Annotated in this window: 21 protein-coding genes; 8 read left to right on the top strand and 13 right to left on the bottom strand. The window is 52.6% G+C overall.

What is annotated here, in order from left to right:
• The first annotated feature begins 93 nt into the window (after positions 1-93).
• Positions 94-1,605 carry a methyl-accepting chemotaxis protein gene (locus TU92_RS09670; protein ID WP_112166601.1) on the top strand — a complete coding sequence of 504 codons (1,512 nt, stop codon included), beginning with the start codon at positions 94-96 and terminating at the stop codon, positions 1,603-1,605.
• Positions 1,606-1,714: 109 nt separating this feature from the next.
• Here TU92_RS09670 and TU92_RS09665 read toward each other — a convergent pair whose 3' ends face one another.
• The 5 genes from TU92_RS09665 to TU92_RS09645 all read right to left on the bottom strand — a co-directional run bounded on the left by TU92_RS09665 (position 1,715) and on the right by TU92_RS09645 (position 6,163).
• The gene (locus tag TU92_RS09665; RefSeq protein ID WP_112166599.1) at positions 1,715-2,263 is read right to left on the bottom strand and encodes a hypothetical protein; all 549 of its coding nucleotides are present in this window, start codon (positions 2,261-2,263) and stop codon (positions 1,715-1,717) included.
• A 202-nt stretch (positions 2,264-2,465) separates the two neighbouring features.
• The gene (locus TU92_RS09660) at positions 2,466-3,746 is read right to left on the bottom strand and encodes a putative acyl-CoA thioester hydrolase (protein WP_112166597.1); all 1,281 of its coding nucleotides are present in this window, start codon (positions 3,744-3,746) and stop codon (positions 2,466-2,468) included.
• 122 nt (positions 3,747-3,868) lie between these two features.
• Entirely contained in the window at positions 3,869-4,351 is a 483-nt protein-coding gene (locus tag TU92_RS09655; protein ID WP_112166595.1) for a kinase inhibitor, read from the bottom strand.
• Positions 4,352-4,388: 37 nt separating this feature from the next.
• Positions 4,389-5,084: a type 1 glutamine amidotransferase domain-containing protein gene (locus TU92_RS09650; protein ID WP_112166592.1), complete on the bottom strand. Its 696-nt coding sequence runs from the start codon at positions 5,082-5,084 to the stop codon at positions 4,389-4,391.
• 41 nt (positions 5,085-5,125) lie between these two features.
• Positions 5,126-6,163, bottom strand: a complete 1,038-nt coding sequence (locus TU92_RS09645) for an NADP-dependent oxidoreductase (RefSeq protein ID WP_112166590.1) — start codon at positions 6,161-6,163, stop codon at positions 5,126-5,128.
• Between the two features lie 271 nt (positions 6,164-6,434).
• Between TU92_RS09645 and aphA the strand changes: the two genes are divergently transcribed.
• A complete protein-coding gene (gene aphA / locus TU92_RS09640; RefSeq protein ID WP_112166677.1) occupies positions 6,435-7,148 on the top strand; it encodes an acid phosphatase AphA in 714 nt (237 codons plus the stop codon).
• A gap of 117 nt (positions 7,149-7,265) precedes the next feature.
• On the opposite strand, the gene TU92_RS09635 is transcribed toward aphA, so the two are convergent.
• Together TU92_RS09635 and TU92_RS09630 are read right to left on the bottom strand one after the other, a co-directional pair.
• Positions 7,266-8,264: an ABC transporter permease gene (locus TU92_RS09635; RefSeq protein WP_425272535.1), complete on the bottom strand. Its 999-nt coding sequence runs from the start codon at positions 8,262-8,264 to the stop codon at positions 7,266-7,268.
• Positions 8,265-8,272: 8 nt separating this feature from the next.
• Positions 8,273-9,754 carry a sugar ABC transporter ATP-binding protein gene (locus tag TU92_RS09630; RefSeq protein ID WP_112166588.1) on the bottom strand — a complete coding sequence of 494 codons (1,482 nt, stop codon included), beginning with the start codon at positions 9,752-9,754 and terminating at the stop codon, positions 8,273-8,275.
• Positions 9,755-10,116: 362 nt separating this feature from the next.
• On the opposite strand from TU92_RS09630, the gene TU92_RS09625 reads away from it, so the two are divergent.
• Positions 10,117-10,458: a zinc ribbon domain-containing protein YjdM gene (locus tag TU92_RS09625; RefSeq protein ID WP_112166586.1), complete on the top strand. Its 342-nt coding sequence runs from the start codon at positions 10,117-10,119 to the stop codon at positions 10,456-10,458.
• A 112-nt stretch (positions 10,459-10,570) separates the two neighbouring features.
• The gene (locus tag TU92_RS09620; protein WP_112166584.1) at positions 10,571-12,433 is read left to right on the top strand and encodes a M3 family metallopeptidase; all 1,863 of its coding nucleotides are present in this window, start codon (positions 10,571-10,573) and stop codon (positions 12,431-12,433) included.
• A gap of 75 nt (positions 12,434-12,508) precedes the next feature.
• Here the strand turns inward: TU92_RS09620 and TU92_RS09615 are convergent, their stop codons facing one another.
• Complete coding sequence (locus TU92_RS09615; RefSeq protein ID WP_112166582.1) at positions 12,509-13,138, bottom strand: flavin reductase family protein; 630 nt, start codon at positions 13,136-13,138, stop codon at positions 12,509-12,511.
• Positions 13,139-13,343: 205 nt separating this feature from the next.
• Here TU92_RS09615 and rlmF point away from each other — a divergent pair, with 205 nt between their 5' ends.
• Together rlmF and TU92_RS09605 are read left to right on the top strand one after the other, a co-directional pair.
• Positions 13,344-14,309, top strand: a complete 966-nt coding sequence (gene rlmF, locus TU92_RS09610) for a 23S rRNA (adenine(1618)-N(6))-methyltransferase RlmF (RefSeq protein WP_112166580.1) — start codon at positions 13,344-13,346, stop codon at positions 14,307-14,309.
• A gap of 338 nt (positions 14,310-14,647) precedes the next feature.
• Positions 14,648-15,958, top strand: a complete 1,311-nt coding sequence (locus TU92_RS09605) for a methyl-accepting chemotaxis protein (RefSeq protein ID WP_112166578.1) — start codon at positions 14,648-14,650, stop codon at positions 15,956-15,958.
• A 58-nt stretch (positions 15,959-16,016) separates the two neighbouring features.
• On the opposite strand, the gene ybiO is transcribed toward TU92_RS09605, so the two are convergent.
• From ybiO to TU92_RS09580, 5 genes are all read right to left on the bottom strand, one after another.
• Positions 16,017-18,227 (bottom strand): mechanosensitive channel protein, encoded by a 2,211-nt coding sequence (gene ybiO, locus TU92_RS09600; RefSeq protein ID WP_244207741.1) that lies wholly within the window; start codon positions 18,225-18,227, stop codon positions 16,017-16,019.
• A 335-nt stretch (positions 18,228-18,562) separates the two neighbouring features.
• A complete protein-coding gene (glnQ, locus tag TU92_RS09595) occupies positions 18,563-19,285 on the bottom strand; it encodes a glutamine ABC transporter ATP-binding protein GlnQ (protein WP_056782351.1) in 723 nt (240 codons plus the stop codon).
• Positions 19,282-19,941: a glutamine ABC transporter permease GlnP gene (gene glnP / locus TU92_RS09590; RefSeq protein ID WP_112166574.1), complete on the bottom strand. Its 660-nt coding sequence runs from the start codon at positions 19,939-19,941 to the stop codon at positions 19,282-19,284. The genes glnQ and glnP overlap by 4 nt, the downstream gene beginning before the upstream one ends.
• A 106-nt stretch (positions 19,942-20,047) precedes the next feature.
• On the bottom strand, positions 20,048-20,791 hold the full coding sequence (gene glnH / locus TU92_RS09585) for a glutamine ABC transporter substrate-binding protein GlnH (protein WP_112166572.1): 744 nt from the start codon (positions 20,789-20,791) through the stop codon (positions 20,048-20,050).
• 410 nt (positions 20,792-21,201) lie between these two features.
• The gene (locus TU92_RS09580) at positions 21,202-21,468 is read right to left on the bottom strand and encodes a DksA/TraR family C4-type zinc finger protein (RefSeq protein ID WP_112166570.1); all 267 of its coding nucleotides are present in this window, start codon (positions 21,466-21,468) and stop codon (positions 21,202-21,204) included.
• A gap of 510 nt (positions 21,469-21,978) precedes the next feature.
• Here TU92_RS09580 and TU92_RS09575 point away from each other — a divergent pair.
• Together TU92_RS09575 and TU92_RS09570 are read left to right on the top strand one after the other, a co-directional pair.
• A complete protein-coding gene (locus tag TU92_RS09575; RefSeq protein ID WP_244207740.1) occupies positions 21,979-22,965 on the top strand; it encodes a KpsF/GutQ family sugar-phosphate isomerase in 987 nt (328 codons plus the stop codon).
• 107 nt (positions 22,966-23,072) lie between these two features.
• Positions 23,073-24,236: a capsule biosynthesis protein gene (locus TU92_RS09570; RefSeq protein ID WP_244207739.1), complete on the top strand. Its 1,164-nt coding sequence runs from the start codon at positions 23,073-23,075 to the stop codon at positions 24,234-24,236.
• Positions 24,237-24,266: the final 30 nt, after the last annotated feature.

The raw sequence follows: 24,266 nt of genomic DNA, 5'->3' as shown, positions 1-24,266 counted from the left end.
CTATCCGGTCGATAACTCTCCCGTTATTCACTCATTCTTAAGTGGCTTCGCCACTATCAGAGTCAGTCCATTTTGGAAATCAGGGAGAAGAAAATGAACGTACTTTCAGGGATCGCTGGCCAGGTTCGCCACGCCACTATCGCTAATAAACTCGGTGCCGGTTTTGCGCTGGTTCTGCTGCTGGGTTCACTCGTTGCCGTATCCGGCATTTACCATCTGACCAACATCAATGAGCGGGCAGAAAAAGTGACGCTGCTTAAAACCGTTAACGATCTGCTGAGCAGCGCGAAATTTTCCCGCCTGTCCTATATGGCGACCAAAGACCCTAAATTTGTGGAAGAGAACGCACAGGCGCTGGATAAGCTGGAAGCGAGGCTGACGGATGTCGCCGCCTATTCGTGGGATGCCCGTGATCTTCCACTGGAAGAAGCGATGCCGGAAAACATCCGCCGTTATCGCGAGAGCTGGCAGCAAACCTTGAATCCTCCGGTCGGAAGCGACCAGAAAGAGATTGCTGCCCAACTCGCCGCTGCCGGGCTGGCGCTGACCTCCGCCTCCAACACCATGCTTGATCACGAAATCGCCAACACTCATCGTGAAGTCAGTCAGACCATCAGGGAAATGGTAGGCATCGTTATCGCGACCATTATTGCCGGTGCTTTGATTTCATGGCGCATGACTCGTCAGCTGACCCTGCCGCTGCGCCGGACGTTAGCGACGGCAGAACGCATTGCCGCTGGTGATTTATCGATGCACGTCACCAGCCACAGTTTTGATGAGGTTGGCCAGTTAAGCCGCGCCATTGAAGGCATGAATAAAAATCTGCACGGCATCATTGGTAATATTCGCGAAGGGGTGACGCAGGTGACGCGTGCCTCCAGCGAGATTGCAGCGGGGAATATTGATCTCTCTGCGCGTACCGAAGAACAAGCGGCTGCGCTAGGCCAGACCGCTGCCAGCATGGAACAGCTGACTTCTACGGTTAAACAAAATGCGGACAATGCCACGCAGGCCAGCCAGCTGGCATCCGATGCCGCAAACACCGCCGCACGCGGAGGCAAACTGGTCAGCGACGTGGTGGGTGTGATGAAAGAAATTGCGGTGAGTTCGAAGCAGATTTCTGAAATCACAACCGTGATCAACGGTATCGCGTTTCAGACCAACATTCTGGCGCTGAATGCGGCCGTCGAAGCCGCCAGAGCGGGTGAGCAGGGGCGCGGATTTGCCGTTGTTGCCAGCGAAGTGCGCAGCCTGGCACAGCGCAGCGGGCAGGCGGCGAAAGAGATTGAAGGGCTGATCCAGAAATCAGTGGTCAATGTGAACAACGGCTCACAGCTGGTGGCCAAAGCCGGAGACACCATGGAAGACATCGTTGGTTCCGTGCGCCATGTCACCCAGATCATTCATGAAATCGCATCGGCATCGGACGAACAAAGCCGCGGGATTAGCCAGATTGCGCAGGCCGTAGCGGAAATGGATACCGTCACCCAGCAAAACTCGGCACTGGTGCAGCAATCGGCCAGTGCAGCGGCATCGCTTGACGAACAAGCGGTGAATCTGGAACGCACGGTATCGGTGTTCAGATTGGGGAACGAGGCAAGGTAATTAACCCGATATGTGACACGTATCAGGGTCTATATTATGCGTTGCAGTGTCGCTATAAATATCAGGGTTTCTGTTTGTTGAAAGAAACCCTTTATTAAGGAGGATAAAATTACAGTGTTTTAAATGACGCGAACATTTGATTGAAGCGCGTCACCGAATTGCCGGTAAATTGCCCGGGGAAATATAAGACACCAAAACCGTACAGTCTCCCTTTTGAATAGGTTAACCATATATGAGATGTATAAGCTCTGTTGCCTTTTGTTTTTCGTGTCACCACCGTTTTAATCGCATTATGTCCCGCGATAGAACCTTTTCGTACGGTATGAATAACAAAGTCAGTGTTTTTATCCGCCTGTAAAAATCCCTTCAAAAATTTATGAAATTCATTTTTCCAGGCCGGGCTCGTTATGTATGCAATGACTTCTTCATCCTTGTAATGAGACAGTTGCGGTTGTGGATCAGTACCCATAATTCTGACACGCATGAATTTCCCACAGTCCTGGCACTCGAACTCATCCATTTTAGAAGATCCACTATTAGCCGATAACAGAGACAGCCCCGTATTATTGACAGAATAAACCCCAGGTTTGGTATAAGCCAACGATTCATAAGATAAGCAAATGGAAAACAGCAATAACATATTTAATAGTAATTTCATGTTTAACAATCCTTGGTCAAAAACCTTCCTTTAATTATTCATTCAACAATAACATGATCAATGCTATTCCTGATATTCAAAATAGAAATAATGAGTTGATTTAGCGATTGCGCTCTTATGACTTCAGATAAGGGTTTATATTCACACAAATAAAAAACCGCCGTTTAACGGCGGTTTAACATTATTATTTATCTTTTCGTCATTACTTCGCTGGCTGAGTCAGCACGTTGTTGTACTGCCACAGGCGGTTGAAGTTAGGATCGTTCAGGTCGCGCTGCTGTTTTTCATCTTTCGGTACGTTGCCGGCGAACGGACGGCCTGAGAACGCCGCTGCGCCCCACGGGTTCATCTGGTCGTAGCTGTTATCGAAGTTGCTGTCGCGGATCACCAGTTGGCTGCTGGCACCCTCAATATCCCATGCGCGGCCCATTTTGGCTTTCGCGGCTTGCTCGAAACCACGGTCGCCGGTCAGATTGCTGTCGGTGACCAGGAAACCGTATGCTGCGTTCGCCGGAGTGTTCGGCGCAAAGATGGACGCTTCTTTCACGCCACGGCTGCTGACAGTGTGGAATTCAACATGGTCGAAGACCGCCACGGCACGGCCAAACACGTAATCCACATCGCCGACGATCAGGCTGTTGTGCACATAAGCGCGGCTATAGCGTTTGTTATCGGTTTCGTTATGGATGTTGGCCGTGTTGACCATAAAGGTATTCTGACGGCCAATCAGACGCACGTTGTCGATAACCACGTTATCGCCATCAGTACGCAGTGCCACGGCGGAGTGATCGCCCGCGTCAACGGTATCGAGCAGGGCGTTACCGATGGTCAGGTTTTGCAGTTGCAGGCCGTTGCTCTGTGACCAGACGGTAGCAGAACAACCGGTACCGATGGTTTCAGTGGTCTGCGTCGCACAGTTCCGGAACATATAGTTCGCGCGGTCGCCTGGCAGGAACTGGCCATTAGGGCTGACGGTAGAACGGTAGGTGGCTGGTGTGCTGGCCGCTTCCAGACCCTGAGACAGCGTCACGTCAGCGGAGCTGTTGCCCGCGCCAAATAAGGTCACTGGCGGAGAACCTGCAGGAATGTAAACCGCACCGGTGTAAGTCCCTGGCAGGATTTTGATGAAGATGCGTTCACCGTGGTTACGCACGGCCAGCGCCGCGTTGACCGCCAGTTGCACGCTGGAATAGGCTGCGCCGTCGGTGCCTAACTGCGGGCCGACCACGAAGTCAGTTTTCACACCGTCAGTGCTGACCAGTTTCGGGAACCAGCTCTGTTGCTGAACCTGCAAAGAAGGGCCGCCAAAGGCCAGATATTTTTTCGCTGTAAAGTTGGCCGCTTCGTCCGCAGTTAACACGGGCAAGGACGCGGTGCCGGGAGCAACCTGGCTCGATTTGCCTTCATGGCTGCTGCTACATGCCGCCAGAAACAGGCCGGCAGACAACACGGCGCACGCGCGCGACAGGGTGGAAATTTTCACTGTGACTGACTCCTAGATGAAGAACATTTATTCTTTTTTTCAATGTCGCGACGAAGGCCGCAATAAAAAAACGGTGGTCAGCAAAACTGACCACCTTTTCTGGTTCTTTTATACCACAGGAATCAGCTATATATCACTGTCAGTGATGCTTTGCCGAGCGTATGGAAATGCACATTGAAGCCGAGATAGGCACCGCTGGCTTCTTCATTGACTTCAAGCTGCTCAACATCAAGGGCATATACGGTGAAATGATAGTGGTGATGTTCGCCCTGCGGAGGTGCGGCACCGCCATATCCGGCTTTGCCAAAGTCAGTGCGGGTCTGCACTGCACCGGCAGGTAAACCGCCTTTACCCGAGCCCGCACCCTGCGGCAGTTCGGTCACATCAGCAGGAATATTGGCGACACCCCAGTGCCACCAGCCGGAGCCGGTAGGCGCATCCGGGTCATAGACGGTTATCACAAAACTTTTGGTGCCTTCCGGTGCGCCGGACCAGGCCAGATGTGGCGACAGATTCTCGCCGGTGTAGCCCATTCCGTTAAAGACCTGCGTTTCCGGCATTTTCTCGCCGTCGCGCAGATCGTTGCTGGTCAGTGTAAATGCCATAAAACCCTCATCTGATGGTGTGTTGTGATCAGCCAGATTACTTGGCGACTTCGCCTCCGCCCAGCATTTTCAGCAACGCTTTCGCGACGGCGGTGGAAGAGGCCGGATTCTGACCGGTGATAAGTTTGCCGTCGGTCACCGCATACGGATGCCAGTCGGCCGCTTTACTGTAATCGCCGCCATGTTTTTTCAGCTCATCTTCAACCAGGAACGGCACGATGTCGGTCAGACCTACGCCGTCTTCCTCGCTGTTGCTAAACCCGGTGACGCGTTTATCTTTCACCAGCGGCGTACCGTCTTCCAGCAGCACATTGCGCAAAACGCCCGGCGCATGGCAGACCGTTGATACCGGTTTGCCCGCTTTCCAGAAAGCCTGAATTAATGCGATAGAATGTGCATCTTCTGCCAGATCCCACAATGGACCGTGACCGCCCGGATAAAACACCGCATCGAAATCATCGGCTTTCACCTCTGCCAGTTTCAAGGTGTTTGCCAGCGCGTGCTGCGCGTCCTTATCTTTACGGAAACGGTCGGTGGTTTCGGTCTGTGCATCCGGTTCATCGCTTTTCGGATCCAGCGGCGGCTGACCGCCTTTCGGCGAAGCCAGCGTCAGGGTCGCGCCCGCATCCAGAAATTCGTAATAGGGTGCAGTGAATTCTTCCAGCCAGAAGCCGGTTTTCTTACCGGTTTCGCCGAGTTTATCGTGCGATGTCAATACAATCAGTAATTTCATGTTACCTCCTGTGGACGTGAACAAAGCGTCGTTATCAGCTGTCAATCCTGCCCGACACGGACAACCAGTTTGCCGAAGTTTTTCCCCTCAAGCAGTCCGAAGAATGCCTGCGGCGCGTTTTCCAGACCTTCAACCACATGTTCGCGGAACTTCACTTTTCCGTCTTCAAACCATTCACTCATCTGTTTGGCGAATTCGGGATAACGGTGACCATAATCATCAAAAATGATGAAGCCCTGCATACGCATTCGTTTCTTAAGGATAGTCCCGGTCAGCAGAGAAAGGCGATCCGGGCCGTCGTTCAGGCCGGTAGCGTTGTACTGCGAGACCAAACCGCACACCGGAATACGCGCTTTGGTATTGAGCAACGGCAGCACGGCGTCGAAGACCGCACCGCCGACGTTTTCAAAATACACGTCGATACCGTCCGGGCAGGCGTCTTTCAGGCGCTTATCCAGATCGGGGGCGCGGTGATCCAGACATTCGTCAAAACCAAAATGTTCGACTGCGTAACGGCATTTTTCTTCGCCCCCGGCAATACCCACAACGCGACAGCCTTTGATCTTACCTATCTGTCCGACCAGTGAACCGACCGGGCCGGTTGCGGCGGCCACGACCAGCGTTTCACCGGGTTTAGGTTCACCAATATCCAGCAGCCCCATAAAGGCGGTGAAGCCCGGCATTCCAAGCACGCCCAGCGCCAGTGAAGGTTGTTTGAGCGCTGCGCCTTCCAGCTTTTTCACGGTATTGGCATCGGCCACCGAGTATTCCTGCCAGCCGGTACTGCCGACCACCATATCGCCGGTTTTAAAGTCCGGGCTGTGAGATTCCACCACGCGGGACACCGCGCCGCCGGTCATCACATCATCAATTTGAACCGGCGCGGCGTAAGAGGGCGCATCGCTCATGCGACCGCGCATGTACGGGTCGAGTGAAAGCCATACGGTGCGCAGTAAAAGCTGGCCGTGTTTGGCCTGCGGTAAAGGGGCTTTTTCGAGACGGAAGTTATCGTCAACGGGCTTACCGTGAGGGCGTGACGCCAGTACGATGCGGCGGTTTTCGGATTGTAATTGAGGCATACCTGTTCCTTTCCGTTTGTATATAAGAGAGTTAAAACTCGAAACAATAGGGAATAAGTATAGGCCGCATAATCTTGTTTGAATGAAGCGTCTGATGCTCTGCGGCAATAAGTCAGACGATTCTCCCCTAAAGTGTGATCATCATCTTTTCCTATGACACCCGCCGAGAAAACCCTTTCACTCTGAAATATACGCAGGTATGTTCGGTAAGATTTTTGACCAGTTGCTCCACTTTATCTTCAAGATTAATAAGCATAAAAAAGGGATCATGATGCGTAAAACCACACTGGCACTGAGTGCCATTTGCCTGCTGCTCAGCCTCAATCACTCCGCTATGGCCAAAGAGTCCGCCCCTGCGCCGCTCTATCCTGGCGTCAACGTGGCGCAACTCGCGCAGCAGTCACCGGTTCACTGGGTGTCCGTCGCGCAGATCGAAAACAGCCTTAACGGGCGCGCGCCTGTTGCGGTAGGTTTTGATATCGATGACACCGTGCTGTTCTCCTCGCCGGGTTTCTACCGCGGCCAGCTGGAATTTTCGCCGGGCAAACAGGATTACCTGAAAAATCCGCAGTTCTGGGAAAAGATGAACAATGGCTGGGATGAGTTCAGCATGCCAAAAGAAGTGGCCAAAAGTCTGATTGCGATGCATCTCAAACGTGGTGACAGCATCTACTTCGTGACCGGACGCAGCGAAACGAAAACCGAAACGGTCACGAAAACCTTGCAGGAGGATTTCCAGATCCCACAAGACAAAGTGAATCCGGTGATTTTCGCGGGTGACAAAGCCGGGCAGAACACTAAAACGCAGTGGCTGAAAGACAAGCAAATCAAGATTTTCTACGGTGACTCCGACAATGACATCACCGCCGCGCAGGCTGCCGGCGCCAGAGGTATCCGCGTGCTGCGCGCCTCTAACTCCAGCTATAAACCTCTGCCGCAGGCAGGCGCCTATGGCGAAGAAGTCGTGGTAAATTCAGAGTATTGATAGTTTCTGATTCTGTAATTTTGCCCTTTAAAATCCTGTGAGGGTATGCAGTTCGGGTCACCCAGGGAGAAGGGACCGGCCAGCGAGGGAAGGCGTTTCCTCGCTGGCCGGAATGGCTTATCGTTTCTGAATGTAGGTCAGCGTCAGCGCCACCGCCAGCACCAATCCCTTAATGATATCCATCGCATAATACGGCACAGATAACATCACCAGCCCGTTAGACAGAACGCCCAAAATCACCGCGCCCAGCAACGTCCCCAGCGCATTAGGCTTGCCGGATCCTGCCAGCGAGAACCCGATATACGCGGCAGCCACCGCATCCATCAGATAACCGCCACCGGCGTTCACCTGGGATGAGCCAATGCGTGATGCCAGCAAAATGCCGCCAGCGCCCGCGAGGACCGAGGAAATCACGTAAGCGATGACGCGATAACGCGCCGTGCGGATCCCTGCCAGACGTGCCGCCAGCGGATTTCCGCCGATGGCGTACATGCGGCGCCCATGCTTGGTCAGCGACATAAACAGCTGGACGGCGACCGTCACGACGGCCATGACAATCACGATCACCGGTACCTGACCGAGCAGGCTGAACACCGCCGGCACTGCGCCTTCGGCCATGTCGCCACTTGGCAGCACCATGTTTTCGGTAATCGAACCGCCGTAGCTGTAGGTCATCGCCGCGCCCTGAATCACGAACAGGCTGGCGAGCGTGGCCAGCATGTCGGGAATTTTCAGAATAACGATCAGAAAAGCGTTGAACAGACCGACCAGCGTGCAGAGCGCCAGCGTGATCAGAATGGCTTCGGTGGTGCCAAAGCCGTGCCAGACGAACATCGAAATCACCAGCGCATTAGCCAGCGAGGCGGTCGAACCGACCGATAAATCAAACCCGCCGACCGAAAGCGAAATCGAGACGCCGATGGCAATCACCGTCACGATGGCGATAGAGCGCAGAATATTGATGATATTCGACGGTTCGAGGAAGTTGTCCGATGCCACGCCAAAACCGGCGATCAGCAATACCACGGTCAGCAACATGCCCCATTTATACAAAAACTCGAACAGCTGATGACGCCAGGGCTGACTGGCTTCGGGTACGCTTTCTTTACTCACCACGGCTTTGTTCACGCGGGTGTTCCTCCGGTTGAATAGACTAATAAGGTTTCTTCGTCGACGTCTGCGGCATCCAGTTCGGCCACGATACGGCCATCCCATAAGACCAGAATGCGGTCGCATAAACCGACCAGTTCGGCGAACTCACCGGAAGCATAAATAATGCCTTTTCCCTGTTGCGCCAGGCCGTCAATCAGCCTGAACACGTCCGTTTTGGCTTTGATGTCCACGCCTTTGGTCGGTTCGTCGAAGATCAACACCTGACTCTCACTGCGCAGCCATTTTCCGATGGCCACTTTTTGCTGATTACCGCCGGAAAGCCGCGCCAGCTTCTGCATCGGCCCGGAAGCGCGAATGCCTAAGCGGCTGATAATATCCTTCGCCCACGACAGCGACTGGCGGCGGTTAAAAATACTCCAGCGCGAGAAGGTGTCGTCGGCGGTGACGCTCAGGTTCATCGGGATATCCTCATCGATAAAAATCCCTTCCTTGCGTCGTTCTTCCGGCACTAACGCCAGACCCTGTTCCACCGAAAGGTGCGGTTCTTTCGGCTTCCACGGTTTGCCATTCAGTTCACCGCTTTCCACCTGACTCGGCGTCGCGCCAAACAGCGCTTTGCACAGTTCGGTTTTCCCCGCTCCGGCAAGCCCGGCGATCCCAAGGATTTCGCCCCGATGCAGCCGCAGGGATATATCGCGCAGTTTGTCTCTGTCGTGCATGCCTTGGATTTGCAGCAGCGTCTCACCGCTGTGCGCAGGGCGGCGCGGTGGATAAATATCATCGAGCTGATGGCCGATCATTTTCTCAATGATGTGTTCGTTGCTCAGGCCGTCCATGCTGTCATCGCTGACCAGACGCCCGTCGCGCAGCACGGTCATGCGGTCACAGATATCACGCAGTTCGTGGATTCGGTGGGAGATAAATACGACAGCCATACCTGCGGCTTTCAGCTTGCGCACCAGCGCGAACAGCCTCGCGCTTTCCGCCTGATCGAGCGGGGCGGTCGGTTCATCGAGGATCAGAAACCGGCACTTATGCGATAACGCCCGTGCCAGCAAAATCAGCTGTTTCTCCGCCAGCGTGCAGCTTTCAATCCGCGCGCGGAGATCGATATTCAGCCCGAGTTCTGCGGTCAGTCGCTGTGCCTGAAGATAAAGCTGCGACCAGTTATGCCAATGACCCGGCTCAGAAAGCCTGTCGAGCATAATGTTTTCAGCGACGTTCAGCGTCGGCACCAGTGCAACGTCCACTTCCTGCTGCACCAGGTGAATTCCGTGGTCACGGGCCTGATGCGGCAGCCTGATATTCACCGGGTGGCCGTCAATGGTGACCTGCCCGGTGTAATGGTCGTGGGTGCCAGACAGCACCGCCATTAACGTGGATTTACCCGCACCGTTCGCGCCGACTAACGCGTGGACAGAGCCGCCTTCCAGCGTGAAATCAACCTGGCGCAGGGCGGGAAAACCCGCAAATGAAATCGAGATATTGCGCATCTCAAGAAGGGAGGAACTCACGCTTGGATTAACCTTTTATATAGACGGATGGGGGGTTAGACGTTTAGCCGTCTGTAATCTGTTAATTGCAAATTTTTAACATATTCGCGGGATTAAGCAAGGGATTAAATGGGATAAGTAAGTTCAAAAAGATCTAAACTCAAAATCAAGGGTCAGGACCTCGTGCAGTTCCTTCTTTCCAAAGGGTGAGGAGCAAAATGCGCGGTCAGTTTTCAGGTGGATATTGCCGTAAATCCTCTTCCCGCTATCAAAATTTGCGATTAAAGATTAAAATACCCCTATTAAAGGATTTTAATCATGATTTAAATGGCTTTTTTAAAAGCATAATAGGAGCTTTTATTATGGAAACGTTACCAAATTGTCCAACTTGTAAGTCCGAATTCACATGGCAGGATGGCGATATGCTCAATTGTCCTGAATGTGGGCATGTCTGGCCTTTGGCGGGTGACGCAGCCGCAGAAGACGACGTGCTGAAAGTTATCGATGCTAACGGGAATCTCCTGGCTGATGGCGATTCCGTTACGGTCATCAAAGATCTCAAAGTGAAAGGCAGTTCTTCAATGCTGAAGATCGGCACCAAAGTTAAAGGCATTCGCCTTTGCGAAGGCGATCACAACATCGACTGCAAAATTGATGGTTTTGGCCAGATGAAACTCAAATCCGAGTTCGTTAAAAAGAACTGATCGGTTGCCACTGAAGCCTGATGGTTAAACGCGGTTTTGCCGTATCGACAGAACCGCCGCTTAAACATACACTCAATGCATAATCTCGTTAACTTTCAGCAGAGAAGATTGCATGAAACAGGCTCAGGACTACCTTAACGCCCTCAACCACGATTACCTTAAAGTTCATCAGGACAAAGAAAATTTGTTCTGGCAAAACTATATGGGCATCGGTGATGACAACGTCAGTGAAGCATTCTCCGCCGCCGAAACCGCCTACAAACGCTTTATCGCCGAACCTTCCCGCCCGGCGGAATTACGCACAGTCATCGCACAACTCGAAAGCCAACCGTCCGACAAAGAGGTTGAGGCGCTGCTTCATGGCCTGCGCGGCTGGCTGAGTTTCTTCGACTGCAATGTGATTGAAGACCCCAAAGCGCAGGCGTTGCTGGATGAAATTATTCAGGCCGAATCCGCGTTGTTTGCTAAGCGTAAGCAGTACCGCATGACGCATATCAACAGCAAAGGCGAGCGTGTTAGCGCTTCGCTTGGTGAGCTGCTGACCAATCAGGCGAACAACGAAAACGAAACTTACCGTCGCAGTTCGCAAAATGCGTTGCGTGAGCTGGAAGAGTGGCTGCTGCACAATGGCTTACCGCAGCTGATTGGTTTACGTAACCGTTTTGCGCGCCAGCTCGGTTACCGCAACTATTTCGACTATAAAGTGAATAAAACCGAGCGCATGACGCCGGAACAGTTATTCGCCATCCTCGATCGTTTCGAAGAGCAAACCCGCGAAAGTAATACGCGCAGCCTGAATGAGCTGGTCGCGCGCGAAGGCGATGCTGCGCTGCTGCCGTGGAACATCCGCTTTGCCAGCGCCGGTGACGTCACGCGTCAGCTCGATCCTTACTTCCCGTTTGCCGATTCCCTGCGTCGCTGGATTGACAGCTTCAAGCGCCTGAATATTGGTTTTAACGGGGCGGATATGCAGCTGGATCTGCTGGTGCGCGAAGGCAAATACGAAAATGGCTTCATGCATGGCCCGGTTCCACCGTTCTTTGATAACGGTAAGTGGGTGCCTGCGGTGATCAACTTTACCAGTCTGGCGAAACCTGACCAGATCGGCAGCGGTGCCAGTGGCCTGAATACGCTGTTCCATGAAGGCGGCCACGCGGCGCACTTCGCCAATATCCGCCAGAATGCGCCGTGCTTCTCGCAGGAATTCCCACCGACGTCGATGGCCTATGCCGAAACGCAGTCTATGTTTTGCGACAGTCTGCTTGATGATGCCGACTGGCTGAAGCGTTATGCGAAGAATGCCGCCGGTGAATCCGTGCCGGACGAACTGATCCGCGCCAGTATCGAAGCCCGCCAGCCGATGCGTTCGTTCAACGAACGTCACATTTTGCTGGTGCCGTATTTCGAATGGCAGCTGTATCAGTGGCCTGATGAAAAACGTACGCCGGAAGCGATGATCGCGCTGGCGCGTGACATTGAAACCCATATTCTCGGCGTGACCGGCAGCCCGCGTCCAACGCTGGCTATCCCGCATCTGCTGTCGATGGAATCGGCCTGCTCTTATCAGGGGTATCTGCTGGCGATGATGGCCGTCGAGCAAACTCGCGCGTTCTTCCTCAAACGCGACGGCTATCTCACCGATAATCCGGCGATCGGCCCCGATCTGGCGAAACATTACTGGACGCCGGGCAATAGCGTAAGTCACGACGATACGCTGCGCAGCCTGACCGGTGAAGGGTTCAATCCGGCGTATCTGGCGCAGGCGTGCAATCAGACTGTCGATGCGGCGTGGCAGGACGCGCAGCTGACCATCGGGGAAGCATCCAAACGCGAACAGCCGGAAGCGGATTTTGACCTCAACGTGCATATCCGGGTGATCGACGGCAAACGCATTCTGGCCGACAGCGCCGATGGCGACGAGGCGATGTGTCAGGATTTTGCGGACTTCGTTGAACAGAACTATCCGGCGAAGTAACCGCCTGAAAGCCTCAAAATAAACACCGCCGCCGGACTGAAATCCGGCGGCGGTTTTTTTATTGTCCCGGTGCGGTCAGCGGGCGTCGGGGCGGGTTAAATCAAAGCGTAGCTCTTCCGAAATCCCGTAATAGGCGGAAGGGCCACCGGCGCGTAAGACCGGTTCGGCGAGGGCGGTCTGATAGATGCCATCCACCAGTAAGTGCGGGGCGATATGCACGGCGACAACTTCACCGAGCACCAGCCAGGTATCAATATCGCCACCGGCCGCAGTTTTCAACTGAATGCACTGCGTCAGCTTACATTCGAAATTCACCGGGCTTTCCAGAACGCGATCGGCAGCGACGATTTTGCCCGGCTGCGGCGTCAGACCGGCGAAGTCGAATTCGTCGTTACCGCGTTCCAGCGAAGCCGAGCTTTCATTCATTTTCACCGCCAATGCCCGCGTCGTCAGGTTCCAGACGAATTCACCGGTTTCGACGATATTCGCCACGCTGTCTTTCCAGCCGCTGCTGGCGAAACCAATGATCGGTGGACGATAATTGAAACAGTTGAAGAAGCTGTAGGGCGCGAGATTACGCTGGCCTGCGGCATTGCGTGAGGAAATCCAGCCGATCGGGCGCGGACCCACTATGGCATTGAGCGGGTCGTGCGGCAGACCGTGACCGGCTGCGGGTTCGTAATAATAGCGATCATCAGTGTTCATGATTTTCCTCTGGCAATGTATTGATTTAGTTTCTGAATAGCAGATTACCCATTTTGAGCGTGGATTGGCGGTTTTTATGTGCCCCCGCCGGTGAGCATCCGGCAGGCGGCGACGGTTTGTGGTATCTTGTGCGGCAATAAATGAATATCCCACGCCCCATCGCATGTTTTATGCGTCGCGCACACCTTTTCGGAGAGTCACTCAGGTGGAAAAAAAGAAAGTCTTCCCTCAGGAAAAAAGCGGTCTTCACCCGCGAAATCGTCATCGCAGCCGCTATGATTTCCCGGCCCTGATTGCCAACAATCCCGACCTGGCGCCGTTCGTCACTGAAAACAAATGGGGCGATTTGTCGGTTGATTTCGCCAATGCGCAGGCAGTCAAAGCGCTGAACCGCGCATTGCTGCATGATTGCTATCAGATTGAAAACTGGGATATTCCGGCGGATTATTTGTGCCCGCCAATTCCGGGGCGTGCGGATTACGTACACCATCTGGCCGATTTGCTGGCGAGCAGCAACAACGGCAATATTCCGCAGGGTAAAGATATTTCCGTGCTGGATATCGGCGTTGGCGCGAACTGTATTTACCCGATTATCGGCCTGCGCGAATATGGCTGGCGCTTTACCGCCAGTGAGATCGACCCGGTTTCTATGGCTGCTGCCAAGAAAATCGTGGCGACCAACCCGCAGCTGACCAATCAGGTACGTTTCCGTTTGCAGGCTAAACCGCAGCGTATTCTCGATACCATTATCCGCCACGACGAGCGCTACGACGCCGTGTTGTGCAACCCGCCATTCCACTCTTCGGCAGCGGATGCGGCATCAGGCAGCCAGCGTAAGCGTCAGAATCTCGGTCTGGATCGCCGCGCCACGTCTGAACTGAACTTCGGTGGTCAGCACAACGAACTGTGGTGTGAAGGCGGCGAAGAAGCCTTTGTGGCGCGCATGGCGGAAGAGAGCGCGGGTAAAGCGCAGAACTGTTTCTGGTACACCGTGCTGGTTTCTAAAAAAACCACGCTGCCGTTGCTGTATGACGCGCTGAATGAAGAAGGCGTAACGGATATTCGGACCATCGAAATGGTCCACGGTAACAAAATCAGCCGCTTTGTCGCATGGACCTTCCTGACGCCATCGCAGCAAAAAAGTTGGGCAATTAAACGCTGGTCAGTCTGATCACGACGTGAAATGAAACATTCCAGCGTGTTCATCTGTTCATGAGCGCGCTGGAAAAATAGTCCGGTCGCCCCCTTTCTTTTTGAGTGGATTAAATTATGCTTAATTCACTATAAAAAAGCTTATTAGTTATCAAAGTAATGATTCTTTGCGTTATTTTATTATCACAGCATTGTTGATTGTGTTGGTACCTGCCTGAAACCCACCCAGGGGTCAGACTAATGTTTCGCTGCTTATTAGCAATATCACTAATAATCTGCGGACTTAGCGCGTGTTTATATTTCAATTAATGGCGTTTACGCATTAATTCACGTTATCAGCCACAGGGTGTCTGTCCTATGCAATTATTCTCTCATCAATTTAGTACGGCATGGCGTGAAAAATTCTCTGCAATTGAGCAGGCAGTACCTATGATCGCTTTCACGACAGACGGCGTAGTCCTTGAAGTCAACGATTTGTTCCTTAACGGCATGGGTTACAGCCGGGAGGAAGTCATCGGGCAGCCACACCGGATATTTTGCACCCCGGAGTTTGTCGCCAGTGATGCATACCGGCTGCACTGGGAAGGGCTTCGGCAGGGAAAGTCGGTCAGCGGGAATATTAAACGGGTGCATAAAAACGGCAACATCCTCTGGCTGGAAGCGACCTATATTCCGGTGAAAAATAAGCAAGGCAAAGTCACTGAAATAATTAAAATTGCCAGCGATGTTTCTGAAAGGGTTAATGAATCACACGAGCACAATGGAATTTATCAGGCACTTGAACGTTCCATGGCGCTCATTACCTTTACTCCAGATGGTCACATCATTTCCGCCAATAATAACTTCCTCAAAGTCATGGGTTATTCTCTGCAACAGATTAAAGGTCATTCCCATTCGATGTTTTGCATGCCGACATATCGTGATTCCCATGATTATCGTAATCACTGGCAACGTCTGAAGAACGGTGAGTTTATTCTGGGACGTTTCGAACGCATCAATGGCCGCGGGCAAAGCATCTGGCTGGAAGCAAGTTATAACCCGGTGATAGACGACGATGGCAAAGTACTGAAAGTGGTCAAAATCGCGCAGGACATCACCAGCCAGATGACTCAGCAGCGTCAGCAGGAAAGCATGATGACTCACGTTCACGAGCTTTCTCTCACCACAGATAAAACCGCTGCCGAAGGTGTCACCATCGTGCAAAAAGCGGTGGAAGATATGCAGGAAGTTGAGGCGTTAGCACGCCGCACGTCCGACATCATCGGCCAGCTCGGCCAGACATCCGAACGCATCGGCGAGATGGTGGATACCATCCGGCGCATTTCCTCACAAACCAATCTGCTGGCTATCAACGCCACCATTGAAGCTGCCCACGCCGGGGAGCAGGGCAGAGGTTTCGCCGTCGTCGCCGGGGAAGTCCGGTCACTGGCCGATCAGTCCCGAAAAGCCGCCGTTGAAATTGACCAGCTTACGCAGAACATCCGCGAGGGCGTAATGGCCGCGATTGACGGCATGGGCAACTGCGTTAACCGCGCTGGCGGCGGTGTTACGCTTAGCCGCAATGCAGGTGATGTCATTAATCAGGTGAATCTGGGGATGCAGGATCTGGTGCGGATGATGGCGGAGTTTTCGGTGATCGCGAGGGAGCAGGGGCAGACAAGGCACTAATTACGTTCTGCTCCTCCCCCTTCGCACGGGGAGGAGCAGAACGACATATCCTCATGCCTTACCGTTCAGGCCCAACAAGCGGAAAGGCTTCGCTGGCACCAGCACCTGCTTCATCTTTATAAATCTGAACTGCCTGCCTCGGCATCTCAATTCCCGCCTTCGCGAAGTGATTCTTCACCAACCGGTCAAGCGCATACTGCACCGTCCATTGCTCCAGCGCTTTGGTCCGCACCAGCACGCGCAGGGTGAAGAACTGATCGCCTAATCCCACGACGCCCTGATAGGTCGGTTCGCCGAGCAGCAGCGGTTTGATGTTTTCGTCCTGCTTCAGCGCTTCGACGGCCTCGCGCAGAACGGCGTTGGCGGCATCGACGTCTTCGTCGCGGCTGACGTTATAACTGGCGCGGTAAACGCCAAACTCACGTTCGTAGTTGGAGAGCGTGGTGATCGAAGAGTAAGGAACAATGTGATAGACGCCGTAAATGTCGCGCAGGCCAATTGAGCGGATGGTCATACGCTCGACGGTGCCGCTGATGCCCATCACCGTGACGTATTCGCCGGTATTCATGCCGTTTTCGAACTGGATGAAAATCCCGGTGATCACGTCTTTTACCAGCGTTTGCGCGCCGAAGCTGACTGCCAGACCGAGCGCACCGGCACCGGCCAGCAGCGGGGCGATATTGAGCCCGACCTGCGACAGCATGATCATAATGGTGATGGTACAAATCACGATCGCCAGCACGTTGCGAAACAGCGTCAGCAACGTGCGCTCGCGGGCGCTCGGGCGCGCGCCGTTACTGAGTTCCTGCGCCAGACGGTGTTCGATGACGCTGGCCAGCAGAGTCCAGGCAACAATCGCGAAGCACAGAATAAACAGCATATGCCCCAGACTGCTAATCACCTTCTCACCGGTTTCGGTCATGAACCACTTGTTGAGGTTAAAGATCTGCCATGCATCTAGCAGAGAAAGCGTCACGCTCAGCACTACCAGCACGCGGATGATTTTCAGACCCGCCGGAATGTAGGAATTAATGCGTTTTTGCAGCAACGGATAACGGCGGTTGACGTCGTCAGGCAGTGTGATACGGCGGCTGATCCAGCGCGAAAGCAGGCCGGAGATCAGCGCGCCGAGGCCGATAATCACCAGACTTTTAATGGTCGCAGCCATCATAAAGCGCAGGCTACCAGCGAAATCAAACTGCGAAAGGAAGAACAGCACCACGAAATAACTGACTGCCAGCAGGTGCCAGACGTGGCCGAGGGCGCGCAGGATCACGCTGAAAAACGCCATCGAGCGTTCGGCCAGCTGGTTAAATTCATGATGGATGGTGCGGCGGTTATGCAGGATCAGCCAGCTGGCGTAAATCGTCAGTGCCAGCATGACCACAAAATTCACCACGGCGGCGGTGGTGTAGTTGATTTGTGTGGCGACCACCGGCACGCCGACCATCAGCGCATAGCCGATCAGGCCGCTCACCCACGCCAGACGGGTATTCCAGTAGCGGGCGGTGACGTCAGCCAGCGGGAAAGGGCGTAGATAACCGAAGCTCGGTGAAAAGATCAGTCGCAGGACGGCTTTGAAGAATTCGATCACCGCGAAGGCACTGAGGAATAAGGCCTGCAACCGCGCAATCAGCGGGCTGCCGCCGTTGACGTATTGGGCAAATAAATTACCGGCGGCGACGGTCAGCAGCAAAATACCAAGATCGACTGCGAACGCACCGATGATGCTGGCGGGCAGTTTGTACCAGTGCGTCTCTTTCATCCGGGCATGATTTCCCCAGCGGCCAAGGCGCAGGTACAGCGGGCCGATTAACCGGCGGATCAGATGGAAAAATGCAAAGGTCACGGCGACGGTCAGCAGAAAATAGCCCAGCGCGGGGAAGAATCGCGCAGCATTAAAATGATGCTGAGGCCCGGAATTGATGGTGTTCTTCAATTCCTGCACGCGCTTCATGATCCCGGAGGCCGTCTGCTGAGTGGTATCCACCAGCTGGTCAATCAGCGATAGCTGTTCGGCCTGCGGTTCATTCATTTTGGTTTCTGCGTTTGCTGCTGCCGGTTCAGCGCGTGCGGCTTCACGCAGGTGCATAATCAGTTCAGCGCGGGCTTTGTCATCCTGAAGAATATCGGCCAGCGCGGCGTAAGAGGCTTTTTGCTGATCGCCCGCAACGGGTTTCTCCTCAGCCGCGTGGCTGAAGGCACTGAACATGGCGAGGGTGATAAACAGCAGAGCCGAAAATAGATGTGTATGGATGCGGTGAGCCAACGGAGTCCTGTCGTTATGCGGCATTGTTCCTCTCTCAAAATGACGGTTAATCGAAATCATGCAGCCCTAAGGGTAAAGCAAGAGTGACCGTATTGTAGATAATTTGTGGCAAAACGTTGTGGGGGGACGTGCCATAGGCGGGGGAGTGGGGATTAACAGTACAAATATAAAGGTCTCTGCAACAGCTCCCTCCCCTGCGAAGGGGAGGGTTGGGGTGGGGTTTTAAAGTCAAATCAAGAAGTTGATGTGTGCTTTGAACAAAGGTATTGCTTGCTATACCCCCACCCAGCCTCCCCCTTCGCAGGGGGAGGAGCTAAGATCCAGCGGCTTCTGCCTTAAGAAACGTGCTGCAAGAACTCGCGTAAACGCTCACTCGGTGGGTTATTCACCAGATCCGCCGGTTTGCCGTCTTCCGCAATGCGACCTTTGTCGATGAAGATCAACCGCGAGGCGACTTTCTCGGCGAAACCGACTTCGTGGGTCACGATAACCATCGTCATGCCTTCGTCAGCCAGTTGCTTCATTACGGTCAGCACCTCGTGACGCAGTTCCGGATCGAGCGCCGACGTGGGCTCATCAAACAGCATCAGTTTAGGTTTCACCGCCAGCGCGCGGGCAATCGCTACACGCTGTTGCTGACCACCGGAAAGCTCTGAAGGATAGTGATGCGCGCGTTCAGACAGACCGACTTTCGCCAGCAGTTCTTTTGCCAGTTTATTGGCTTCTTCTTTTGATGCACCACGGACGCGGATCGGGCCGAAGGCCACGTTTTCCAGTGCCGTCATGTGCGGGAAAAGGTAGAACTGTTGGAAAACCATACCGGCTTCCTGGCGGATCAGACGTTCGTCTACTTTCGGATCATTCACTTTCAGACCATCAACGATCAGATCGCCTGAGGTGATTTCTTCCAGCTTATTAATGCAACGCAGCAGTGTGGATTTACCGGAACCTGATGGACCGATAATAACCACGACTTCACCCTGAGAAATGTTCAGATCGATGTCGTGGAGCACCTGGGTTTTGCCAAAGTGTTTTGAGACGTTCTTGAATTCAATCATATAATTTTCAGTTTGCGTTCTAAGCGGCGCAGAACAAAGCTCAGAGCCAGCGTGATGATCAGATAGATAACGGCAACCGCACTCCAGATTTCCATGGCGCGGAAGTTACCGGCGATGATTTCCTGGCCCTGACGGGTCAGCTCGGCGACACCGATGACGATAAACAGCGAGGTATCTTTGATACTCACAATCCACTGGTTACCCAGCGGTGGCAGCATGCGGCGCAGCGCCAGCGGCATGATGATGTAACGCAGGGTCGCGCGGCGGGACAGACCCAGCGCCAGCCCGGCCTCACGGAAGCCATTGTGAATTGACAACACCGCGCCACGCGTAATTTCAGCGATGTACGCACCGGAGTTGATCATGATGGTAACCACTGCCGCGCTGAAGGGATCGATACGCAGATCGGGAACCATCATCGGCAGGGCGAAATAGATGAACATTACTTGTACGACAATTGGCGTACCGCGAATGAGCTCGATAAAGACCAGTGCGATATGGCTGCTAAACCAGCCACCAAACGCGCGGGCAAAACCCGCAATCACACCGATAATCAGACCGCCAACCAGACCGAGGACCGAGATCCACAATGTCATCTTGGCGCCTTCGAGCAGGATAGGCAGAGCGGGCCAAATTACGCTCCAGTCAAACTGCATGGATATTCTCCTGGTAAAACAAAACTGCGCCTGAACTGACGATGTCGTACAGGCGCTTTATCTCAAGTCATATATCTATAAAAGGAACGACTTAAATGAACGACGCTTATTTAGGTTCGGTATCGAACCATTTTTTATAGATTGCAGCGTAGGTACCATTCTCTTTGATGGTTTTCAGCGCGGCGTTGGCTTTCTCGCGCAGTTCGCTGCCCTGCGGGAATGCGATACCGTATTGCTGGCCAGCCAGTGAATCGCCAACCGCTTTGAACTGACCTTTACCGGCAGTTTTGATGAAGTAAAGGATGTTCGGGGTGTCATGCATCACCGCATCCGCACGGCCTGTGCCCAGCTCCATGTAGGCGCTGTCGATGTTCGGGAACTGACGCAGATCTTTGGTCTGCACGTTGGCTTTCATGTAGTCAACGGAGCTGGTGCCGCTTTTCACTGCAACCACTTTGCCTTTCAGATCATTCACGCTTTTGATGGCGTCGTTGTTGCTCTTAACCATCACCATCAGGCCGCTGTTGTAATAGCCGTCAGAGAAGTCGATCGCTTTTTTACGTTCAGGCGTAATGGTGATACCTGCCAGCGCCAGATCGATGTTGTGAGTTTGCAGGGCAGGGATGATGCCGCCAAAGTCCATTGGTTTCAGTTCATAAGAGACTTTCATCTCTTTAGCGACCGCGTCCCACAGGTCGATATCGAAGCCGACATACTTGTCGCCTTGTTTGAATTCAAACGGTACAAACGCAGTGTCGGTAGCTACGATCAGTTTTTTGTCTGCTGCGTGTGAGCTAACGGCAAAGGCCAGAGTTAACGCGGCCAGGGAAACTTTTAAGAGTGACTTCATCAGTGAATTTCCTTTGTACATATTATGGGAACGATCTTATGTTACGACGCTTTAATGCAAAATTTATGCCAAAATTGATGAATATTAAAATTCAATGGGTTAACGGCAAGCTGAACCGATAAAGCAGTAAATTGAGAGGGTAATGCACTGATGTGGTGCATTGTTACACTTTGCAATGTTCTCTTGTGGTGCAGCGCTTTATCATTAACCAGATGTTGTGTTTTAAACAATCATTAATTAACAACTACGCTGCGCAAATGATAACTCGCTCTAACTTTTTAAGAACGGGAGCAAAACCTGTGCTCAATTTTGAAGCAGATGTTAAGGCGGGGAACCGGATATTCACGGGGGAAATCACTTTGGTTGAACCATAATGGTGCAACCCTTGTTAAAGAACACAGGGAGGGAGATTAACGTAGCTGGCTGTCTTTGCTGCCGCGACGATTGTAACCCGCGTGATCTTGCTGTTTTTTGTCCAGCGCAGCCTGACAGGTCACACAATACTGCACGCCCCTGAGCGCCTTTCTGCGTGCTTCGGGAATAGGTTCACCACACTCGTGACAAAATTCCGCACTTTCGCCATGGCCTAATGCCTGACGTGCGCGATCGACTGCATCGTTTACCGTGGAATCAATCTGATCTTGAACTGCGCCATCTTGCGCCCATCCGCTTGCCATAATGACCTCACTTTTTATACGACTGATTTATTGAGAAAAATCCAATTCGTTTACAATTCGACCAGTGAAAAACTTTGTCATATACAAATAACTATTTGTTATATAACAAACTATTGAAATCTTCTGGCCACACAATAATCCTTAATTATAGTCGGTTTTCTCCTAAGAATACTCCGATAGAGTTTGTGTTATATCGTGCTCTATGTTAAAAAATGCATCGATTGAGTGAATGTGTTTCTATTGTTTATCACACGCGTGAATTTGTGTGTTTTTTCGCTAATCTGTAACTTTTTTAGTCAGCAGAAAATTTTTTAGTCAGCAGAAAATACACAGCTTTGCGGATGTGCATCCTTCGACCCTCATTCAATTTCTCATACTGCATCGCAGTAGCGACCGGCCAGACCATGAAATGGACTTCTTCAGGGCACATTTTACTTGATCGGCTAACCATAATGAGTAACCACTCGGGCAGTAGCTTTTGAGTGTGTTTTACCCAATCAGGGCATTAACGTGGCAGATAATCAGGTAGTTGGCGGCATAACGGGCGCTTCTATACAACCCGGTCTGATTGAATCAGTACGCAGTACGCTTTCTGAACAGGCCGGAGCACTGCATCGCCTTTCTACGCAGCTCGACAGCCAGCAATATCAGCAAGCGCTTAAGCTGATCATCGAATGCAAAGGTCATGTCATTCTTTCGGGTATGGGTAAATCCGGCCATGTGGGACGAAAAATTTCCGCGACGCTGGCGTCTACCGGTACTCCAAGTTTCTTTATTCATCCCGCTGAAGCCTTCCACGGCGATTTGGGCATGATCACCCCGTACGATTTGCTGATTCTCATTTCAGCCAGCGGGGAAACCGATGAAATTCTTAAATTAATCCCGTCACTGCGCCAGTTTGGTAACCGCATTATTGCGATTACCAATCACAGCGACTCGACGCTGGCGAAGCACGCCGACGCCACGCTTGAGCTGATGATGGAAAGTGAAAGCTGCCCGAATAATCTGGCACCGACGACGTCGACCACGCTGACCATGGCAATTGGCGATGCGCTGGCCGTCGCGTTGATCCGTCAGCGTAAATTCCTGCCCACTGATTTCGCCCGTTATCATCCTGGTGGTTCTCTCGGACGCCGTTTGCTAACCCGTGTTTCGGACGTCATGCAAACTCATGTTCCCACGATTGGGGAGGAAACCGGTTTTCGTCAGGTGATTTCAGCCATTACCTGTGGCTGTCAGGGAATGGTGGCGGTCAATAATGCACAGCAGCAGCTGGTCGGGATTATTACCGACGGCGACTTACGCCGCTATATGGAAAAAAGTGCACAGCTCGACAATGCCTGTGCTGCAGACATGATGACCCGCTCGCCGCTGACTTTGCCGGTGGACATGATGATCACCGACGCAGAAACACTGATGCAAAAGCACCGCGTCTCGGTGCTGCTGGTGACCGATAACGAGAATAACGTCGCCGGGCTGGTTCGAATCTTCGACTAAAAAACATTGCGCACCGTGATCCATTTGCAAGGGATACATGAGCAGGTTCACGGTACTTTTAATAAAGCACGATGTTAAAAACGTGCTATTTGTCATGATGATAAGAAATGTTTATTGAAAAATTGAAGTCCGCATGGCCCGGTGAACACATTGCCAGGGTTCGTCGATCTCCTCTCCTGAGTTTGGCTACGCTCAACCAGAATTTGGGTAAAATCATCATCGGCTTGCCGATGGCGTTGCTGATCGTCTATTTGCTGATTTTCAGTCATCCGCGTTATCTCAGTGAATCCACCGTTGCTATCAAAAGTTCTAATGACATCAGCGGCAGCAGCCTGAATGTCGGTTTGCTGCTCGGTGCCGCGAACCCGAGTACGGCTGAAGACGCAATGTATTTAAAAGAGTATATCAACTCTCCGGATATGCTCGCGGTGCTGGATAAACAACTTAATTTCCATGAAGTCTTTGGTCAGAGCGGCCTGGATTTCTTCTATCACCTGCCAAAAGATTCCACCCGTGAACAGTTCCTCAATTATTACCGCGACCGTATCTCTGTCACTTACGATGACAAAACCGGCCTGCTGACGATTGGTACACAGGGTTTTACCCCTGAATTTGCCGAGCAGTTCAACAAAGCGGTGTTGAAAGAGTCAGAACGTTTCATCAACGAAATCTCGCATAAAATCGCCCGCGACCAGCAGGCGTTTGCTGAAAATGAAATGCTGCAAGCGCGTGCGCGTCTGAATACCAGCAAAACGCAGTTACTCGCCTACCAGAACCAGAACAACATTCTCGATCCTGAAGCGCAGGCTATCGCGGCCACCACGCTGGTGAATACGCTGGTTGGCCAGAAAATTCAGATGGAGGCGGAGTTACGTAATCTGCTGACCTATCTGCGTGAAGATGCACCGCAGGTCATCAGCGCCCAGAATGCGATTACGTCACTGGGCAAACAGATCGATCAGGAAAAAAGCAAAATCACCGCGCCGGACGGCCACAAGCTCAACAGCATGGCGGTGGATTTTGAAGAGATTAAAGCCAAAGTTCAGTTCGATACCGATCTCTACAAACTCACGCTGACGTCAATTGAAAAGACCCGCGTTGAAGCGGCGCGCAAACTGAAAGTGCTGTCGGTGATCAGTTCACCGCAACTGCCGCAGGAATCCAAATTCCCGAATACGCCTTACATGATCGCCAGCTGGCTGCTGATCTGCTGCCTGCTGTTCGGAACGATCAAATTATTGCTGGCGGTCATCGATGACCACAAAGATTAACGCGGTTTGTTCCGCTATCCCTTTTAGCCT

It is taken from the genome of Rahnella inusitata (genome assembly GCF_003263515.1).
Lineage (GTDB): Bacteria > Pseudomonadota > Gammaproteobacteria > Enterobacterales > Enterobacteriaceae > Rahnella > Rahnella inusitata.
This window is presented reverse-complemented; position numbering and strand designations above follow the sequence as displayed.

What these genes read in the sequence shown, in the direction of transcription:
- TU92_RS09645 (WP_112166590.1), bottom strand. Translation starts at nt 6,163, where the DNA reads ATGCCTCAATTACAATCCGAAAACCGCCGCATCGTACTGGCGTCACGC.
- TU92_RS09630 (WP_112166588.1), bottom strand. Translation starts at nt 9,754, where the DNA reads ATGCGCAATATCTCGATTTCATTTGCGGGTTTTCCCGCCCTGCGCCAG.
- TU92_RS09665 (WP_112166599.1), bottom strand. Translation starts at nt 2,263, where the DNA reads ATGAAATTACTATTAAATATGTTATTGCTGTTTTCCATTTGCTTATCT.
- TU92_RS09650 (WP_112166592.1), bottom strand. Translation starts at nt 5,084, where the DNA reads ATGAAATTACTGATTGTATTGACATCGCACGATAAACTCGGCGAAACC.
- TU92_RS09605 (WP_112166578.1), top strand. Translation starts at nt 14,648, where the DNA reads ATGCAATTATTCTCTCATCAATTTAGTACGGCATGGCGTGAAAAATTC.
- glnQ (WP_056782351.1), bottom strand. Translation starts at nt 19,285, where the DNA reads ATGATTGAATTCAAGAACGTCTCAAAACACTTTGGCAAAACCCAGGTG.
- glnH (WP_112166572.1), bottom strand. Translation starts at nt 20,791, where the DNA reads ATGAAGTCACTCTTAAAAGTTTCCCTGGCCGCGTTAACTCTGGCCTTT.
- TU92_RS09625 (WP_112166586.1), top strand. Translation starts at nt 10,117, where the DNA reads ATGGAAACGTTACCAAATTGTCCAACTTGTAAGTCCGAATTCACATGG.
- TU92_RS09620 (WP_112166584.1), top strand. Translation starts at nt 10,571, where the DNA reads ATGAAACAGGCTCAGGACTACCTTAACGCCCTCAACCACGATTACCTT.
- TU92_RS09615 (WP_112166582.1), bottom strand. Translation starts at nt 13,138, where the DNA reads ATGAACACTGATGATCGCTATTATTACGAACCCGCAGCCGGTCACGGT.
- glnP (WP_112166574.1), bottom strand. Translation starts at nt 19,941, where the DNA reads ATGCAGTTTGACTGGAGCGTAATTTGGCCCGCTCTGCCTATCCTGCTC.
- TU92_RS09580 (WP_112166570.1), bottom strand. Translation starts at nt 21,468, where the DNA reads ATGGCAAGCGGATGGGCGCAAGATGGCGCAGTTCAAGATCAGATTGAT.
- aphA (WP_112166677.1), top strand. Translation starts at nt 6,435, where the DNA reads ATGCGTAAAACCACACTGGCACTGAGTGCCATTTGCCTGCTGCTCAGC.
- TU92_RS09655 (WP_112166595.1), bottom strand. Translation starts at nt 4,351, where the DNA reads ATGGCATTTACACTGACCAGCAACGATCTGCGCGACGGCGAGAAAATG.
- TU92_RS09670 (WP_112166601.1), top strand. Translation starts at nt 94, where the DNA reads ATGAACGTACTTTCAGGGATCGCTGGCCAGGTTCGCCACGCCACTATC.
- TU92_RS09570 (WP_244207739.1), top strand. Translation starts at nt 23,073, where the DNA reads ATGTTTATTGAAAAATTGAAGTCCGCATGGCCCGGTGAACACATTGCC.